We start from the raw sequence: 17857 nt of genomic DNA, 5'->3' as shown, positions 1-17857 counted from the left end.
CGATCGACCATTCATACACCCAGCGAATGGCCGATCACCATACACATTTTATTTATGAGAAGAATCGGGCTTGTAAGGTAGAGGCTGTCGCAAAAATCTTTTGATATCCCTGTGGCAAAATTCGTTGCAAGATATCAACTGCTTTTGCATCCGCACCGATCAATAAACGTCGTTTATTTTTGCGCACGGCTGTCAGGATTTGTTTTGCTGCCTCATCGGCGGATGTTCTCAGTATTTTGTCAAAAGCAGCCTGACTGTTTGCTGGGTCTAGCCCTAAAATTTCGACACTATTATTAATACGGGCAGCTTTAACAATATTGGTGCGAATCCCGCCGGGATGCACACAGGTTGCACTGACACCTGAACCTTGTATATCGAGTTCTTGGCGTAAAGATTCGGTAAAGCCTCGAACTGCAAACTTACTGGCATTATAAGCACTTTGTGTTGGTTGCGCAGTCAAGCCAAACATGCTGGAAATATTGATGATATGACCGTCACCACTTTGTTTCAGGTAAGGCAGGAACTCTTTGGTGCCGTAGACGACACCCCAGAAATTAATCCCGATCAGCCATTCAAGATCATCATAGCTAACACCTTCCGCGGTACTGCCCATCGCCACACCCGCATTATTAAAGATTAGATTCACTTGTTGATGCTGTTCGGCAATCGTTTTAGCCCAATCTGCCATTTCTTGTCGATTGGCTACATCGACCACCTGTGTGCTGACTTTGACTGGATATGTTTTTAATAGATTCTGTGTCTTGGCTAGCCCCAATTCATTTACATCAGATAAAGCCAGATGGCAGCCTTGTTTTGCCAACGCGACCGCAAGTGCTTGACCAATCCCTGAACCAGCGCCTGTAATGGCTGCGACCTTGTTATGAAATGTTTTCATTTAAACCGCCATTTGTTGTTCTAAAAGTTGTGGCTGAACATGAGTATGAGCTGACTTTGTGACTTGATGATAATTTTCCAGATCGAAGCGACGGGTACGCTGACGATATTCCAAGGTGAAGCCCGGCCAGTTATTGGTATTTTTCCCTGTCGCAGTTTGATACCAGCTGGTGCAACCTTGCGACCACATGGTTGATTTCATCCGTTCCTGAATTTCCTGATTAAACTGTGTCTGGATTTCAGCCTTAATATCTGTAAAGCAAAGCTGATTGCGAATATGTGCCTGAATTGCATCAAGAATATAGTTCACCTGACTTTCAATCATATAGACAATTGAGTTATGACCAAGATTGGTGTTTGGACCATACAACATAAAGAAATTCGGGAAGCCATTCACCGTTAAGCCTAAATAAGCTTCAGCACCATCGACCCATTGGTCTTTCAATTTTTTACCTTTGAGTCCTGTGATTTGCATCGGTGCCATAAACTCGGTTGCGGCAAATCCTGTTCCATAAATAATGGTATCTACTTCGCGTAATTTGCCATCTTTATCGACAATACCATTTTCAGTGACTTCCTGAATTGCGTTATTGATGACCTCGACATTCGGACGAACCAGACTACGGTACCAATGGTTTGAAATCAGAATTCGTTTACAACCAATCGGATAATCAGGCATCAGACGATGACGAAAATGCGGATCTTTAATTTCTTCACGGATATGTCGCTGGAAAATATATTCGGCTAGTGGAATCTCATTTAAGGTTGCGGTAAAGCTTTTGAGGCGAATCTCGTTATAGCTATATTGAAATACGCGATCAAGGCTTTGCAAAATGGGAAGTTTTTGAAATGCTTTTCGTTCCAGTTTTGAATAAACACGGTCTGGTTTTGGAATGACATAAGGAGCAGAACGTTGATAAATATCTAAATGCGCCACTTGCTTGACGATCTCTGGTACAAACTGGATCGCACTGGCACCTGTCCCAATGACTGCGACACGCTTATTATTCAGGTCATAATCATGATCCCAGCGCGCCGAATGGAAAGCTTTGCCTTTGAAACTGTCCAGACCTTTAATTTTCGGATACGCAGGGCGGTTGAGCTGACCAACCGCGGCAATTAGAAATTCCGCCTCAAATTTTTCTCCAGTTAAACTCTGGATCTGCCAAATGCCTTGAGTCGCATCAAAATCAGCGCTGGCAATTTCTGTATTAAACTGGATATGCGGGTACAGTTGATATTTTTCTGTGCAATGTTTTAAGTATTGATGAATTTCCTGTGATGAGCCATAACGATTTTTCCAGCCTAGTTCCTGCTCAAAAGAAAAGGAATATAGATGAGAAGGCACGTCACAGGCTGCACCGGGATAGGTATTGTCACGCCAGACACCACCCACATCATTGGCTTTTTCAAATAAGGTAAATTGTTCAAATCCAGCAAGTTTGAGCTGAATAGCCAGACCTAATCCGCCAAAGCCTGTGCCAATAATGGCGATACGAATATTCTTATTTGAAGATAATTGTTGTTTAAACATAACTGACTCAAGTGAAAATTATCATGTATTACATGCAGAATAATCGTTTCATACATTGATTTAGAGGATGGATGAGGACAAAATATTGTGATTAGCGGACATGGAGAAGACGCTTGAAGTACTTATGGACCTACGAACGAAGTATTCATAGTGTTCGCCTGATGGCTGATTTTGCCGCAGAGTTAGGAGTCAACCATCAGCAGATTCTGAAAGGAACAGGCTTAGAACAACAGCAATTGCTTGATCCCAATACGCTGGTGACAGGCCAGCAAGAATTACAACTGATCCGTAATCTGGTAGAGAAATTCGGACAACGGCCTTTGCTAGGGCTGGAAATCGGAACACGTTATCACTTTACGACTTTTGGCTCATTAGGACTTGCTTTGATCAGTAGTGCCAATATTCGTGAAGCTTTGAACTTTGCATTGGCCTATTTTCCCTTATCCTTTGCTTTTAGCCAGTTTGTGGTATCGGAACAAACCGAGACCCAGAGTGTTCAAATTGAAATTGTGGTAGATGAAGGGATTCCAAAAACGTTATGGCCATTTATTATTGAACGAGATGTGGCCGCACTCATTACCGTGCAACGCGATTTAATGCAGGATCATCTCTGTCAAAAAGTAGTATTTTCTTTTCCACTTCGGGGAGAAATGCAGCCTTATACAGCGCTATTTGGCGTTACCCCAGAATTTGGCAGATCAAAAAACCTTATTGTCTTAAACGCAGAAAAAATAGATCAGAAGCTGAGTATGGCCAATGAGCTGGTATTACATGCTGCAGAAGAACAATGTCGACAGACGCTGGATAAACGACAATCACAAAAGAAATATACCCATCAGGTTCAGCAAGTATTGATGAATAGTAAAGGGCAAATCCCGTCTATGGAGGAAGTTGCGGATCGATTGCACTTAAACTCACGTACCTTGCGCCGTTATTTGGCCCAAGAGCAGATGACATTTCTCCAGATCAGGGAAGAGGTTCGAAAAATTCTTGCAGACTATTATTTGTCTTTAACCCAAACCTCCATTGAGCAAATTTCTGAATGGTTAGGCTATGCAGAGCCTGCCAGTTTCATTCATGCCTACAAACGCTGGTATGGCAACACCCCGCATGCAACCCGACTAAAAAATAAAGTATAGAAATTTACAGTGTATTGATCTATAAAAGGAGTTGGTTGTTTTTTCAGCCTGCTGAATGGAATCAGTTTAGATTTAAATCTGGATAACAAAAATATTTTTATGCGTCATTTTTAATAAAACGGTCAGTCTATGCTTTTAGAACACGATTTAAGTCCATCGGAGTTTACGCTTTTTTCCGAAATACTTTGGAAATTAGGCGCGCAAAAAGGACAGGAAAGCTTACGCGAAACGATCATTGCAGATATTGCGACCTTGTTACGTGCTGATTTTGCAGCATCTTATATCTGGGATGCCAAACATCATTTATCCAGAAAAGGCATCATGTGGCAGATTGATCCCAAAGCCATCACGGAATATGACCAAATCTGGCAATATGATGATCCAATCACAGCCCAACTTCGACAGCGACAACATCCAACCTTTGTTCATGAAATCATTTCTCTTTCCGCGCTCAAGCAAACCAATTACTACAACGAGTTTTTGCAACCTTATGGTTTGTATCACGGTCTGAATGTTTATTTTGTTCGAAATGGCATGGATATCGGAGACTTACGTATCTGGCGTGCCAAAGATTCAATCATGTTCAGTGAGCGGGAGAAAAGGATCCTTAATTTACTGGAACCTTATCTGACCCAAGCCTTAGCAATGGATTTATCCACTCAGTATTGTTTAACTCCACGCGAGCAGGAGGTTGCAACTTTAGTAGCGAAAGGATTAAGCGATAAGTACGTTGCCAACTTACTTGATATTGGCTTCACCACGGTCAGAACGCATCTTAAAAACGCCATGCAAAAAATGGGTTGCCATAATCGTACCGAAATGGCGAGGCTCATCTATTGTTAATTCACTCCTCAATTTTGAGGATATCCTCGGAATTTACAACTGTACTAAATTAGCAAAACAATTACTTAAATGGATTTTAAGTCGCTATGCTAAACATGAATGAAAAAGTAAATTCGGATCAAATCATTCACCTAAATAAAGCCACCATTGGCGAAATTACCCGGCTGGTACAAGAGCGGAAAGTCACTTGCGAACAACTCGTCCACCACTATTTTGACAATATTGAAAAGCAGCAAGCCTTAAATGCTTTTATTCAGACGGATAAAGCAGCAGCTATTCAGCAAGCACAATTTTGGGATCAATCTATCCGTGAAGGCCATGCTTGTCCTGCCTTGATCGGGGTCTTGCTTGCCGTAAAGGATAATATTCATGTCGCAGGTTTTCCGAATACAGCGGGAACACCAGCCTTGGCAGATTTCAGACCCAAAACCACAGCACCAGTGATTCAGGCCCTGATTGATCAAGGGGCGATTATTGTTGGTAAAGCCCATATGCATGAATTGGCATTTGGTGTGACAGGTTATAACACCGCAATGCATATTGACGGTGTGATCGGCACACGGAATGCAGTTAATGCTTTACATATTGCAGGCGGTTCTTCTTCTGGCAGTGCCGTTGCAGTTGCCGCAGGAATGGTGCCAATTGCCATCGGAACCGATACAGGTGCATCTGTCCGATTACCGAGTGCCTTAAATGGTTGTGTTGGCTTCCGCCCAACAGTTGGACGCTATACTCAAGCAGATATCACCCCGATTTCGCATACACGTGATACAGCAGGGCCTATGGCGCATTGTATGGCTGATATTATTCTGATTGATCAGTTAATTGCACCATTAGCTCAGCCTATTGCATTGCCTGCACGACCGATCAGACTCGGAATCAATGCCTATTTTTGGGAGAATCTGGATGAAGATGTCCATGAACAGGCACATACAGCGCTACAACTGTTAAAAACCGCGGCTATCGAAATTATTCCCGTGGATATGCCAGATTTGGCTCAGCTCAACCAGAATATTTCATTTCCTTTGGTGATTTATGAAGGTAAATATGACCTGATTGCGTATTTAAAACATCATGAGATCGAACTGAGTCTGGAAGCTTTGGTCGAGCAGATTTCCAGTCCAGATGTAAAACATATTTTCCAACAAAATATATTACCTGAAATGATCATGAACGAAACGGGGCAATCTGTACCCGTTCAACCTTTGTATCAAAAGGCGATTCAGGAAGCTCAACCACAACTGCTAGCACTCTATCAAACTACCTTTGAGAATCATCAACTTGATGCTTTGATTTTTCCAACCTCGCCGATTGTCGCACCGCTTGCGGATGAGCAGGTTAGCTCCATTGAACATTTCCAAAGACTGATTCGTAATACCGATCCGGGCAGTAATATTGGCTTGCCGGGGCTTAGTTTACCCATTGGTCGAGGGAAAAAATCACAACTTCCTGTGGCGCTGGAAATTGATGGCTTACCTCATACGGACCAGCAACTTCTGGCAATTGGACAAGCGCTAGAACAGATTTTTAGCAGCTTAAATGATCGCTGATATAATTTCATCTTCAGTACATCGCCCGTTTAATTGAAGACGGGTTTTGTATTACTGAAAATAAGCACTGATAGCGTTGTGGCTCAATCGATAAGTGAAAAGGATACAAATTGAAATGGCAAATCCACAGGTGCAAAACTAGTATTAGACTGACTTTATAAAAAAATTGGTTTAATTTTATCTTATGTTTTTAAAGAAAATTTTAGGTGTATGTATTTTAAGTAGCCTATTTGCAATCAGCGGCTGTCAAAAAAACGAGCAACATTCCAAAGAAAAAACTGAAGATGTGAATCAATCTGGTTTAAAACTGGATGCAGCACAGATGATGGCGCACCTAAATGCTTTTGAACACATTGCCAAACAGCATGGTGGCAATCGTGCAGTGGGTACGCAAGGCGGTTTAGCGAGCGCGGATTACATTTTAGATCAAGCCAAGAAAGCAGGTTTTAGTACAGAGGTTCAGACTTTCGAAAATCGTGAAAAGACCAAAGGCCAGAATATTATTGTGGAGATTCCAGGTGAATCAAAACAAAATATTATTTTACTAGGGGCGCATTATGACTCGGTCAAAATGGGACCTGGTATAAATGACAATGCTTCTGGTGTCGCCTTATTACTTGAGTTGATGACACAATTGTCGACTCAAAAAATAAAGCCTAAACATACTATTTATCTGGCATTCTGGGATTCAGAAGAAGTGGGAATCGCAGGCTCTCAAGCTTATGTGAAAAAACTGACTGCCGAGCAATTAAAAGCGATTAAAGCCTATATCAACTTGGATATGGTTGGCACCAAAGACCCTGAAATCTTGATTGCAGATGGGGATAAATCCTCTGTAGACGAGATGGAAAAAATGTTAAAAGAACGTGGCATGCAGGAGCAGGACTATAAGCCTTTACTCGATGGTTTACGCAGTCTTCCAAGCCATAGCGGTGACATAGCCTTAGAGAATATGCTCAAAGAATTTTTTAAAACTAAAAATCTAAAAATTAAAGAAGATGTCTCCACCTTAACCGCAAGCGATACGGCTCCGTTTTTAGGTAAAGTTCCAGTGACTGCTGTCATCTTGTTTAATGAACAAATGAAAGGGGACGAGCTTGAGTTCGCACCGTGCTATCACAAAGCATGTGACACCATTGAACAGGTTGATCCCAAGTCAATGCAACTGGCAGGTGATGCCGTCATTTATTTATTAAAATCACTCGATAAAAATTAAATTTGAGCGTGTTGTACGCAATAAAAAAAGGAAATCATGTGATTTCCTTTTTTTATAAATCTTTGTATTTCTATTTAAGCTTGGCTTGTCGCTGAGCGATATATTTCTCGTTAAAGAAGCCGCCAAAAGGAATAAACGCCAGTATAAATAATCGAAGCAATTCAGCTTTTGACCATATCGCAGCCGTGCTGATCAAATTCCACAAATAGAAAAGAAATGCCACGCCGTGGATTGGCCCCATAATTTTGGTAGCAACCGGTAGGTCAAATGCGTATTTAACAGGAATCGCAACGGCAAATAGAAGTAATAAAGTCACAGCCTCAAGAATGGAAGCCAAACGTAAACGTTGCAATTTTTGGGTGGTAGCACTCATAACGTCGTCTCAGGAGATTAATAAAACCATAAAAATGACTGAAGCATATCATCTTTATCGCTCATCACCTTGAGAGACTAGGTAACAGACTTGAAAGATAAGCACATTTAAGCAATTAACTGTATTGAGCTAAGTGATAAATTTTAAGCAGACTGGTTGATATCCTTATTTTTATACAATCAATTTCAATATCTTATGTAAATTATCAGTGTGCAAGCATGATTCATAAAATTCTTTCATGGATTATTGTTATGCAACTTGTTGCATAACAATATTTGTCCCGATATGATCAGGTGAAGTCAAAATCAGGCGTTGATGATTTAAATGGCTTGATGAGCGTATTGAAATAAAAATTTATCTTAAAAAGGGCATATTTCATGTCAAACATTCCAGAAGTACTCAAGCACTTAAGACTTCCTGTTATTGGATCTCCATTATTTATCATTAGCACACCTCAACTGGTGCTTGCTCAATGTAAAGCTGGAATCGTTGGCTCAATGCCTGCGTTAAATGCACGTCCAGCAGAAAAGCTGGAGGAATGGTTAAAAGAGATTACAGATGGAATTGCAGAACATAATGCCTTACACCCAGACCGTCCCGCAGCGCCATTTGCAATTAACCAGATTGTGCATAAAAGTAATAATCGTCTCGAACATGACATGGAACTGATTGTTAAATACAAAGTTCCGATTGTGATTACCTCTTTGGGCGCTCGAACTGAAATTAATGATGCAACGCATAGTTATGGTGGCGTAGTCTTGCATGATGTGATTAATAATCGCTTTGCCCAAAAAGCCATAGAAAAAGGTGCTGATGGCTTAATTGCAGTAGCCGCAGGTGCAGGTGGACATGCAGGCGTAAAGAGCCCATTTCCATTAATTCAGGAAATCCGAGAATGGTTTGATGGGCCTTTAGCCTTATCGGGGGCAATTTCTACAGGGGATGCCATTTTGGCAGCGCAAGCGATGGGCGCTGATTTTGGTTATATTGGCTCTGCATTTATCGCAACTCATGAAGCCAATGCAACGGATGCTTATAAGCAGGCCATCGTTGATCATAATTCAGATGAAATTGTCTATTCCAACTTATTTACTGGCGTACATGGCAACTATCTGGCACCAAGTATTCGTGCAGCAGGGCTTGATCCAGCCAATTTGCCCGAAGGTAATTTGAAGGACATGGATTTTAGTACTTCCAGTGAAGATGGCACACAGCATAAAGTGAAAGCGTGGCGAGACATCTGGGGATGTGGGCAAGGTCTAAATGCGGTGAAAGCAACCACATCTGTTGCCGAGCTGGTTGATCGTCTTGAAAGAGAATATCGTGCAGCTAGACAACGTTTAATGCTGAATAATATTTAATTAAAGAAAGAGCTAAAAGCAATACTTTTAGCTCTTTTCAAAACCAGATTATTTTTTCACGATTAATGCCAGCTTACCGACATGTTGACCCTGATTTAAAAATTCATGGGCCTGACGAGCCTGTTCCAAATCAAAAGATTGATAAAGCAAAGGTTTGATTTGTCCTTTGGAAATTAAAGGCCAAACTTTTTCCTGCAAGGCTGACATCACTTCCGCTTTGGCTTCGGATGACTGTGAGCGTAAAGTTGCGCCTGTATGCGTGAGGCGTTTTGCTAACATCGGAAAAATATTAAGGTTCTGCGCGAGACCTTTTAATACACCAATTTGTAAAATGGTGCCATTCATCGCGGCAACGTCATAATTTCGCTGAATATAATCACCCGCAATAATATCCAATATGAAGTCTACGCCTTTACCATCGGTATGTTTTTTGACTTCTTCAACAAAGTCATTTTCGTGATAATTAATGGCAACATCCGCACCAAGTTCCAAACTGGCTTTTTGATGTGCTTCACTAGAAACCGTAGTAAAAATTTGTGTGGCGCCAAATGCTCGGGTCAACATGGTTGCTGTCGTGCCAATACCAGAGGTACCGCCATGAATTAAAATCGAACTATTCGGGCGAAATTTGGCATGCTGGAATAAGTGCGACCAAACTGTCATAAAGGTTTCAAGTAAAATACCGCCTTCCACCAAAGTCAGTCCTTCGGGAATAAAAAGAACATTATCCTGATGAGCGACAACGTATTCAGCATAGCCACCGCCAGGGACGAGGGCGCATACTTCATCACCCGCTTTAAATTTGCTGACAGATTTCCCGACTTGTTTCACAATGCCTGAAACCTCCAGTCCTGGAATATCGGTCACACCAGGTGGAGGGGCATATAAGCCCTGACGTTGCATCACATCTGGGCCATTGATACCAGCGGCAACCACTTCGATTAATATTCCTTCATCACTCAATTCCGGCATTGGTCTTTCACTGACCGTAATGACTTCGGGGCCACCCGCACCGTTAAACGTAATACATTTCATGAGACCTGTACCTTATTCAATATTTTATAAATTTGCGTAAAATCGCAGTGGTAGAATGAGAATAGAAAACCGCCACTGCATAGCGTTCAATTAAACATCAGGCTTTTTCTTGCCTAATGTGACGGCAAGTGCCAGTTCCATAAATTTGCCAAACGGGGCATGTAACAGGCTTGGAAAATTCCAGCGTCCTTGATCAAAAACACCTTTGGCATGACTCATGGAGCGGAATCCTTCAATACCATGATAAGCGCCCATACCGCTTGGCCCGACACCGCCAAATGGCAAGTCATCTTGAGCAACATGAATGATGGTATTGTTGATACCGACATTGCCTGATGTGGTTCGTCTCAGCAGTTTTTTACAATCCGCATCTTTTTCACCAAAATAATATAGGGCGAGTGGGCGATCCCGCTGATTAATATAGTCAATCACTTCATCGATATGACGATAGGTTCTTACGGGTAGTATTGGCCCAAAGATTTCTTCTTGCATAATGGCATCATCGTCCCGCGCACCAACCACCAAAGTAGGAGCTAGGGTACGAATACGCTCCGAAGCTGATTCGGGTTTTGTGCCCATTTCAAGCACACGGGCGCCGCGCTTACGTGCTTCATCCAGCAAGCCTTGCAAACGTGCATAGTGACGTTCACTCACGATAGAACTGTAATCCTGACAATCTGGCCCATCTGGATAGAAACGTGTCACCGTCTCATTGAATTGCTGAATAAAGTCTTCTAGATCATCTTCATGGATCAATGCATAATCAGGCGCAACACATGTCTGTCCGCTATTAGACAATTTTCCATAGGCAATACTGGTCATGGTTCGACGATTTACATGTCCGCGGGCGACAATCACCGGACTTTTACCACCGAGCTCAAGCGTCAGCGGGACAAGATGATCACTAGCAGCCTTCATCACTTTACGACCGACAGGCGTACTGCCTGTAAATAATAAATGATCAAAAGGCAAAGCACTGAAAGCAGCTCCAACTTCAGGTCCACCTAAAATCACGGCAACCTCCTCAATAGGAAAAGTTGCTGTAAGCATACGGTGCATCACATCACTGGTACGTGGAGTCAGTTCGGAAGGTTTAAGCATGGCCCGATTACCCGCTGCCAATGCAGTCGCGAGCGGGATAAGCGTCAATGAAACGGGATAGTTCCAAGGTGACATCACGCCAATGATGCCTTTGGGCTGATATTCCACATGGGCTTTTGCAGCTCGATAAAACAGGCTGACATGACGGCGTTCAGCCTTCATGAATCGGCGTAAATGACGTGAGAGATAATCAATCGACTGTACAATCCCAACCAGTTCCATAACATCTGTTTCGTGTGCTGAACGATGTCCAAAATCTTCACTGACCGCGGTTTGTAATTCAGTACGATAGGCAAGCACAGCGGCGCGTAGCTTCGCCAGATTGGCTTTGCGTTGTGCCAGACTTGGCGGTTCCGCGGCCAGAAAAGCCTGACGTTGCTGTTTCAATATTTCAGATGCATTGTTCACATGACTGATATCGTTAAATGTGTTCATCTTCAACCTCATGAATTTTGGCAGACAGGCTGCCGACATGTGGATATTGGCTACACTTAGAGCTGTTGAAACTCTAGGCCTGCATGCTTGGTCAAACGTTGAATAAACCGATCATCAAACATGGTTGCAGGTGTCCAGAAACCACCAGCACGGCCCGTTTTTTTAGCTTCTTTAACATGATCAATTGCAAGACTTAAGGCAGCTTGTCCCAACATTTTTCCAGTAGAGCCATAGCCTGGATCACGATCACCTGTGACTTTGATTTTTAGGATTTGACCTGCTTCAGTTTTGCCGACAAAACGTAAATCAAAACGTCCTGTACGCTGCTGTTCTGGGGTAGGGCCTTCACCTGGTTTTGGCAACATATAACGTTCCATCAGCTGGCTCACAGGTTTACTCACTGCGGCGAGCATGAAGATACCTAAGCCAGAAACCACGCCTAAGGCTTTGAAACGTCCTTTTAAACCTTCGCCAGTTAAAATGGCTTCGTTATAGCTAAAGTTGCTGCCATAGGCATTGCCTGACAACGCGTTAGAACGATGCACAACACGCTCATTGACTGCTGCCATCACAAATGGCGCAATCCATGCATTAAAATCTGAATCGAATTTCGCAGTTTTAATATAAATTTGGTGTTGGCTATTGCCATGATCAGGCGGGCAAAGCACATAAGGATTGACCAGATCTTTACGTAGTGCAGGATCAGCAGCAGCTTCTTGAATTACATTAATAAGACTCGCAACTGTGCCACCCGACGCACCACCTTTTAAGGTCTTGACCCGCATGCTGACTTGCGTTGCAGGTGCATTGAACTGTTTTTGAGCCTGTTGCTGTAAGTAATAAACCCCCATATCCGATGGAACTGAATCAAAACCACAACAATGCACAATGCGTGCGCCTGATTGCTGGGCTTGAGATTCGTATTTCTCGATCATTTTTTTGATCCATTGGGTTTCACCTGTCAGATCACAATAATCTGTACCATTGGTTACACAGGCCTGAATCAAGGGTTCGCCATATAAAGCGTAAGGGCCAACTGTTGAAACCACCACACGCGTCTGTGCGCACAATGCGTTTAGCTCAGCTTGATTGCTTGCATCGGCGATCAGGATCGGCAAAGATTCTCCCAAAGTACCTAAACTACTTTTAAGGTCTTGTAATTTTTGTTGAGAGCGGCCCGCAATGGCCCAGCTCAGTTGTTCCTGTTGGGTCGAAAAATATTCTGCCAGATATCGGGTCAGAATTTGCCCAACAAAACTGGTGGCACCGAATACAACAAGATCATAATTGGTTTGTGTCATTGTTTATTTTCCTTCATTTTAAGTGGTTTAATATTTAAAGTGGTTTCGGTAAATTGAGCACAACCTGAGCATCTTCTACCACATCCAGACGAAGAATTCTGGATGCTCCCAGCTCATCCAGTAACTGGCTTAAAGGCCCGCCATGACGAAGCAACTTGACCTTTTTCGGTAATAATTGCTGTGCCAATGAAAGGGGATTAGATTGCACCAGTGTTTGATGCCATTTGCCATCAACTTGATGCAGCATCGTCGCTTCAGTCATTCGAGATTCAGATTTCACATGCTGTAAAGCAGGTGTCACTGCGGTCAGGCTTAAATCGATCTTGCCTGTGGTATCTGTCAGATTTGCATGAATTTGATCGGGATGAATCTCGACATTAATTTCGGTGAGCCATTTCGGCAGTTGATAGCCATATACGCCACGAACGCGTGCAATCTCGGTATCGACAGGCAATGCTAATACATGAGCATAAAAGTGACGTTGTCGAATCGAATTGGCCAGCTCTAAAACATGTGAGCCATGCGCCTCTGGTTTACGCACAACAATTGCAACCGAGACTTCGTTATACGGATCGTTATCGCAAACAGAATAACGAAAGAAGGTTAATGCCACCAAGCCATAACCAGGCAACGTGCGTAAAGGTTGTAAAGGCGCAGGTAACTTTTTCTTAAGTTTTTTCAATGGTGCCAACATCAGTACTTGCACACTACTACTACGATAATAAAAATTAGGAGCCCAGACAGGGCCAACTCTCGATTCGACCAGCTTCTTTGGAATCTTACGGAAAAAATCGATATTTCCAGCAGCAGGATCCTGAGCAACTTCATCAAGGTTGGGGTTCATTCTAAAACGGTCATAGTAGCCACCTTTTGGAACGCTAACCTTTTGTTGTCCAAACTCAACTTCAGTAAACTGTTTATTGCTGTTCATATTGGTTAACCTTTAATTGATCAAGTTATTCAAAATGCCTGTATAAGAATCTATGCATTTGTCATATGAGATCACTATAAGATTAAAGCTAACTTTAAAGTCAAGCCCTAAAATTTCTGTTTTGAAAAACGGGCGCTTTATTCGTTGAAAGTATGTAAACAGAATAGACAATCAAATATTTTTAAATCTTCAATAAAACATTGAATTTCAATAGCTCATCTTCGATTTTGTCTTTTATTTCTAAATTATAAAATTACATTTTTATTATCAGAATGGGACTAAACCCGTTGACCTTAAAGTTAGCTTTAACCTTAGTATAGAGTGGCTATCCATACAGATAGTTTTAAAAATAATGTGATTTTACCGACATGAATTACAACATAGATCATGACTCGACAGTGTAAATCTTACACAGGAGAAACAAAGATGGCGTACGTTACGACAAAAGATGGTGTAGAAATTTTTTATAAGGACTGGGGTCCACGAGATGCACAGGTCCTCTTTTTCCATCATGGCTGGCCACTGAGCTCAGATGATTGGGATGCCCAGTTACTTTTTTTCTTAAACGAAGGTTTCCGTGTCGTCGCACATGATCGTCGTGGGCATGGCCGTTCCAGTCAGGTTTGGGATGGACATGATATGGATCATTATGCTGATGATGTCGCTGCGGTAGTACAACATCTCGGGATTAAGAATGCCATTCATATCGGACATTCAACAGGAGGTGGGGAAGTAGCACATTACATCGCGCGTCATGGCGAAGAAAATGTTGCCAAAGCCGTGCTGGTGAGTGCCGTGCCGCCGATTATGGTGAAAACGCCGAATAATCCTGACGGCTTACCGAAAGAAGTGTTTGATGACCTGCAAAACCAGTTATTCAAGAATAGATCGCAATTTTATTACGATTTGCCTGCTGGTCCTTTCTATGGTTTTAATCGTCCTGATGCAAAACCATCCGAGCCTGTGATCTGGAACTGGTGGCGACAAGGCATGATGGGCGGTGCCAAAGCACATTACGATGGCATCGTGGCTTTTTCCCAAACCGATTTTACAGAAGATTTGAAAAAGATTTCTGTACCTGTGCTGGTGATGCATGGCGATGATGATCAGGTGGTTCCTTATGAAAATTCGGGCGCATTGTCAGCCAAGCTAGTGCAAAACGGCACGTTAAAAACGTATAAAGGTTTCTCACATGGGATGCTCACCGTAAACGCGGATGTGATTAATCCAGATTTACTGGCATTTATCCGCCAATAATCCATTTTACTCAACACAATCAAAATAGAGGCCTGCGTGCCTCTATTTTTCTATTACCTAATTAACTGAATATAAAAAATATTTATAAAAAATATATTATTCCATTTGATAAAACCATTGACATTAAAGTTGGCTTTAATCTTAAAGTAAATCCATACTCAATGAGGTCACAAAAATGAAAGTATTTGAAAAACTGGTTTTCCCGAATGGTTCTGATATTCCCAACCGCATTGCAAAAGCAGCAATGGAAGAAAATATGGCAGATATCAATCATGCGCCGTCGGAAGAACTGATGCGTTTATATCAGGCATGGGCGGATGGTGGTGTCGGTTTAATCATTACCGGTAATGTGATGGTGGATCGCCGTGCAATGACAGGGCCTGGCGGCGTGGTACTTGAAGATGAACAGCATCTGGACACCTTTAAGCGTTGGGCACAAATCGGTCGTTCTAAAGGCGCACAAGTCTGGTTGCAGATCAATCATCCGGGGCGTCAGATGCAATCCAATTTAGGTCAGGATACTTGGGCGCCTTCAGCCGTTGCACTAGATTTGGGCAAAATGTCAGATCGTTTTAATACGCCAATTGAAATGAATCAGGACATGATTCAGGAAGTGATAGACCGCTTTGCCAATACTGCACGTCTAGGTGAAAAAGCTGGCTTTACAGGTGTTGAAATCCACGCAGCGCATGGTTATTTACTTAGCCAGTTCCTTTCACCACTCAGCAATAAACGTCAGGATCAATGGGGCGGTTCTCTGGAAAATCGGGCGCGTATCCTAATCGAGATAGTTAAAGCAGTGCGTGCTGTGGTTTCTGAGACATTTACTGTGGCTGTGAAACTCAATTCAGCAGATTTTCAGCGTGGTGGTTTTAGCGCGGAAGATGCACAGCAAGTGGTGCAGATGCTAAATGGATTAGCAGTCGATCTGGTTGAGCTGTCTGGTGGTAGCTATGAAGCACCTGCCATGCAAGGACAGGCACGTGATGGACGCACCTTGGCACGTGAAGCTTATTTTCTGGAATTTGCTCAGGAGATCCGCAAAGTAGCCAAGATGCCAGTGATGGTAACGGGGGGAATTCGCCGTAAACAGGTGGCTGAGCAAGTAATTGAAAGCGGTGTTGATATGGTCGGGATTGCAACTGCGTTGGCAATCGAACCAAATTTACCTCATCAATGGCAGCAAGGGCAGAACACGGCACCTGAATTACAGCCCATCCATTGGAAAAACAAAACGCTGGCTTCTTTGGCAAATATGGCCACAGTGAAATTTCAGTTGCGTAAATTGAGCCTTGGAAAGCACCCGAATCCAAAAGTTTCTCCACTTTGGGCACTGATTCTGCAACAAGCTGCGATGGCACGCCGTACCCGTCTTTATAAAAACCAGATGCGTCATTATGCCTAAGCATATTAAACAGCAGCAGAGCTTCTAAACTTTTTATAGTTTGAATTATGAAGCGACAGCCAATGGCAGCACCTCTGTCATTGGCTTTTTTATTGAGAGCTCTTTTGCAATCTAGGATCAAACAATTAGACATCAACCCAATGTTTTACAATCCTACACAAGCAAATAAGATGGGTACTTAGGTTTAAAACTAAAAAGAAATAATTGACCAAAGATGAGAATTTTCTATTTTTAAAACGACAAACATTTTAGTGCAAATAAAAAATACCCGCTTTCAATCTGAAAACGGGTACTGGTCATATAATCAACTTACTTTTTATGCTTGCTGACCTCATCCAGCGCAGGATAAGGAACAGGCATATTCAGGGCTAATTGAGCATCTTTGACCACATCGAGACGTAAGATCTTCTCCGCACCTAAATCATTCAGAAGTTTCGTCAATGGCCCGCCACTACGAACCAGTTGCACGTCCTTTGGAAATAACTTTTGTCCAAACGCCAATGTATTTGACTCTACAGAAGTGCTGTGCCATTTACCGTCAACCAGTTGATACATGGTCTTGGTTTCAATTCTTGATTGCGGCTTCACCGTTTTAATTTTTGGCAAAGGCGCAGTCAGACTTAAATCAGGTTGACCATCTGTATTAAAAATCTGGGCCTGTAGTTTTTGACTGCCAATATTCAGATCAATCGGTGTGAGCCATTTCGGTAACTGGTAGCCATAAACACCGCGAACACGAGCAATTTCCGTATCGACAGGTAAGGCCAGTACATAACCATAATATTTATGCTTACGCATTGAGCTTAATAATTCAGTGCTATTGAAATGATGTGCACCAGGCTGGCGAACCACAATGGCAACAGAAACTTCATCGTATGGATCGACATCTCCCACAGCATAGGAAAAGAAGGTTAGAGAAACTAAACCATAACCGGGAAAAGGTTGTAAGGGTTCAAGCGGTGCAGGTAGCTTGGTTTTTAATTTTGCGATTGGGGCAAGCATCAACAATTGTACATTGCTGGTACGGTAATAAAAATTTGGTGACCAGACTTTACCCACACGCGTATCTACCAGCTTTTTAGGAATAGTACGGAAATAATCAATATTTCCTGCGGCTGGGTCTTTTGCCACTTCATCTAAATCAGGATTCATACGAAAACGATCGTAATAACCACCTTTAGGCACATTGACTTTATAAGGACCAAATTCAACAACAGTGGTTTGCGCTGTGTTCTGTGAGGTATGGATTTGATTTGCGAGCTGATTGGGCTCAGTTGCATAAGTTGCAGTGCTGAGCAATACACTTGCTGCTATTGCCGAGATTGAACGACTTAAATGACGTTGATTGAAGTTCATGAGATTCCTCCTGTTAATCTTTTAAGATGCTAAGATTAAAGCTCACTTTAAGGTCAAGCATTTTTTGAAGGCTTTCACTCATTCGATGCATGAGAACAATGAATCAATAGGGAAATATAAATCTTA

At 42.4% G+C, this 17857-nt stretch carries 15 protein-coding genes; 7 read left to right on the top strand and 8 right to left on the bottom strand.

Annotated elements, in window-relative coordinates:
* Positions 1 to 52 precede the first annotated feature (52 nt).
* Positions 53 to 895, bottom strand: coding sequence for an SDR family NAD(P)-dependent oxidoreductase (locus tag PJ15_RS02515; RefSeq protein WP_047427628.1), 843 nt, complete (start codon positions 893 to 895; stop codon positions 53 to 55).
* Positions 896 to 2428, bottom strand: coding sequence for a flavin-containing monooxygenase (locus PJ15_RS02510; RefSeq protein WP_047427625.1), 1533 nt, complete (start codon positions 2426 to 2428; stop codon positions 896 to 898).
* A gap of 113 nt (positions 2429 to 2541) precedes the next feature.
* On the opposite strand from PJ15_RS02510, the gene PJ15_RS02505 reads away from it, so the two are divergent.
* The 4 genes from PJ15_RS02505 (at position 2542) to PJ15_RS02490 (ending at position 7176) form a co-directional block, all read left to right on the top strand.
* Positions 2542 to 3567, top strand: a complete 1026-nt coding sequence (locus PJ15_RS02505) for an AraC family transcriptional regulator (protein WP_047427623.1) — start codon at positions 2542 to 2544, stop codon at positions 3565 to 3567.
* A gap of 129 nt (positions 3568 to 3696) precedes the next feature.
* Positions 3697 to 4410 (top strand): response regulator transcription factor, encoded by a 714-nt coding sequence (locus tag PJ15_RS02500; RefSeq protein WP_047427621.1) that lies wholly within the window; start codon positions 3697 to 3699, stop codon positions 4408 to 4410.
* Positions 4411 to 4496: 86 nt separating this feature from the next.
* Entirely contained in the window at positions 4497 to 5960 is a 1464-nt protein-coding gene (gene iaaH / locus PJ15_RS02495; protein ID WP_047427618.1) for an indoleacetamide hydrolase, read from the top strand.
* Between the two features lie 184 nt (positions 5961 to 6144).
* Complete coding sequence (locus PJ15_RS02490; protein WP_047427615.1) at positions 6145 to 7176, top strand: M20/M25/M40 family metallo-hydrolase; 1032 nt, start codon at positions 6145 to 6147, stop codon at positions 7174 to 7176.
* Positions 7177 to 7246: 70 nt separating this feature from the next.
* Here the strand turns inward: PJ15_RS02490 and PJ15_RS02485 are convergent, their stop codons facing one another.
* Positions 7247 to 7549, bottom strand: a complete 303-nt coding sequence (locus PJ15_RS02485; RefSeq protein ID WP_047427612.1) for a DUF3817 domain-containing protein — start codon at positions 7547 to 7549, stop codon at positions 7247 to 7249.
* A gap of 377 nt (positions 7550 to 7926) precedes the next feature.
* Between PJ15_RS02485 and PJ15_RS02480 the strand changes: the two genes are divergently transcribed.
* Entirely contained in the window at positions 7927 to 8910 is a 984-nt protein-coding gene (locus tag PJ15_RS02480; protein ID WP_005257745.1) for an NAD(P)H-dependent flavin oxidoreductase, read from the top strand.
* A 48-nt stretch (positions 8911 to 8958) separates the two neighbouring features.
* Here PJ15_RS02480 and PJ15_RS02475 read toward each other — a convergent pair whose 3' ends face one another.
* The 4 genes from PJ15_RS02475 to PJ15_RS02460 form a co-directional block, all read right to left on the bottom strand.
* The gene (locus tag PJ15_RS02475; RefSeq protein WP_047427609.1) at positions 8959 to 9945 is read right to left on the bottom strand and encodes an NAD(P)H-quinone oxidoreductase; all 987 of its coding nucleotides are present in this window, start codon (positions 9943 to 9945) and stop codon (positions 8959 to 8961) included.
* Between the two features lie 90 nt (positions 9946 to 10035).
* Positions 10036 to 11481 (bottom strand): coniferyl aldehyde dehydrogenase, encoded by a 1446-nt coding sequence (locus tag PJ15_RS02470; protein WP_047427606.1) that lies wholly within the window; start codon positions 11479 to 11481, stop codon positions 10036 to 10038.
* 56 nt (positions 11482 to 11537) lie between these two features.
* Positions 11538 to 12782 carry a saccharopine dehydrogenase family protein gene (locus tag PJ15_RS02465; RefSeq protein WP_047427605.1) on the bottom strand — a complete coding sequence of 415 codons (1245 nt, stop codon included), beginning with the start codon at positions 12780 to 12782 and terminating at the stop codon, positions 11538 to 11540.
* Positions 12783 to 12816: 34 nt separating this feature from the next.
* Positions 12817 to 13713 (bottom strand): acetoacetate decarboxylase family protein, encoded by an 897-nt coding sequence (locus PJ15_RS02460; protein ID WP_047427602.1) that lies wholly within the window; start codon positions 13711 to 13713, stop codon positions 12817 to 12819.
* Positions 13714 to 14139: 426 nt separating this feature from the next.
* Between PJ15_RS02460 and PJ15_RS02455 the strand changes: the two genes are divergently transcribed.
* Together PJ15_RS02455 and PJ15_RS02450 are read left to right on the top strand one after the other, a co-directional pair.
* Positions 14140 to 14970, top strand: coding sequence for an alpha/beta fold hydrolase (locus tag PJ15_RS02455; protein ID WP_032869652.1), 831 nt, complete (start codon positions 14140 to 14142; stop codon positions 14968 to 14970).
* 175 nt (positions 14971 to 15145) lie between these two features.
* Positions 15146 to 16375 carry an NADH:flavin oxidoreductase/NADH oxidase family protein gene (locus PJ15_RS02450; RefSeq protein WP_047427598.1) on the top strand — a complete coding sequence of 410 codons (1230 nt, stop codon included), beginning with the start codon at positions 15146 to 15148 and terminating at the stop codon, positions 16373 to 16375.
* A gap of 309 nt (positions 16376 to 16684) precedes the next feature.
* On the opposite strand, the gene PJ15_RS02445 is transcribed toward PJ15_RS02450, so the two are convergent.
* Entirely contained in the window at positions 16685 to 17731 is a 1047-nt protein-coding gene (locus tag PJ15_RS02445) for an acetoacetate decarboxylase (protein WP_047427594.1), read from the bottom strand.
* Between the last annotated feature and the right edge of the window lie 126 nt (positions 17732 to 17857).

It is taken from the genome of Acinetobacter sp. neg1, assembly GCF_000788125.1.
GTDB classification, from domain to species: Bacteria; Pseudomonadota; Gammaproteobacteria; order Pseudomonadales; family Moraxellaceae; genus Acinetobacter; species Acinetobacter vivianii.
Note: the sequence above shows the minus strand (reverse complement) of the source record. Positions and strands in the feature narration are given on the sequence as shown.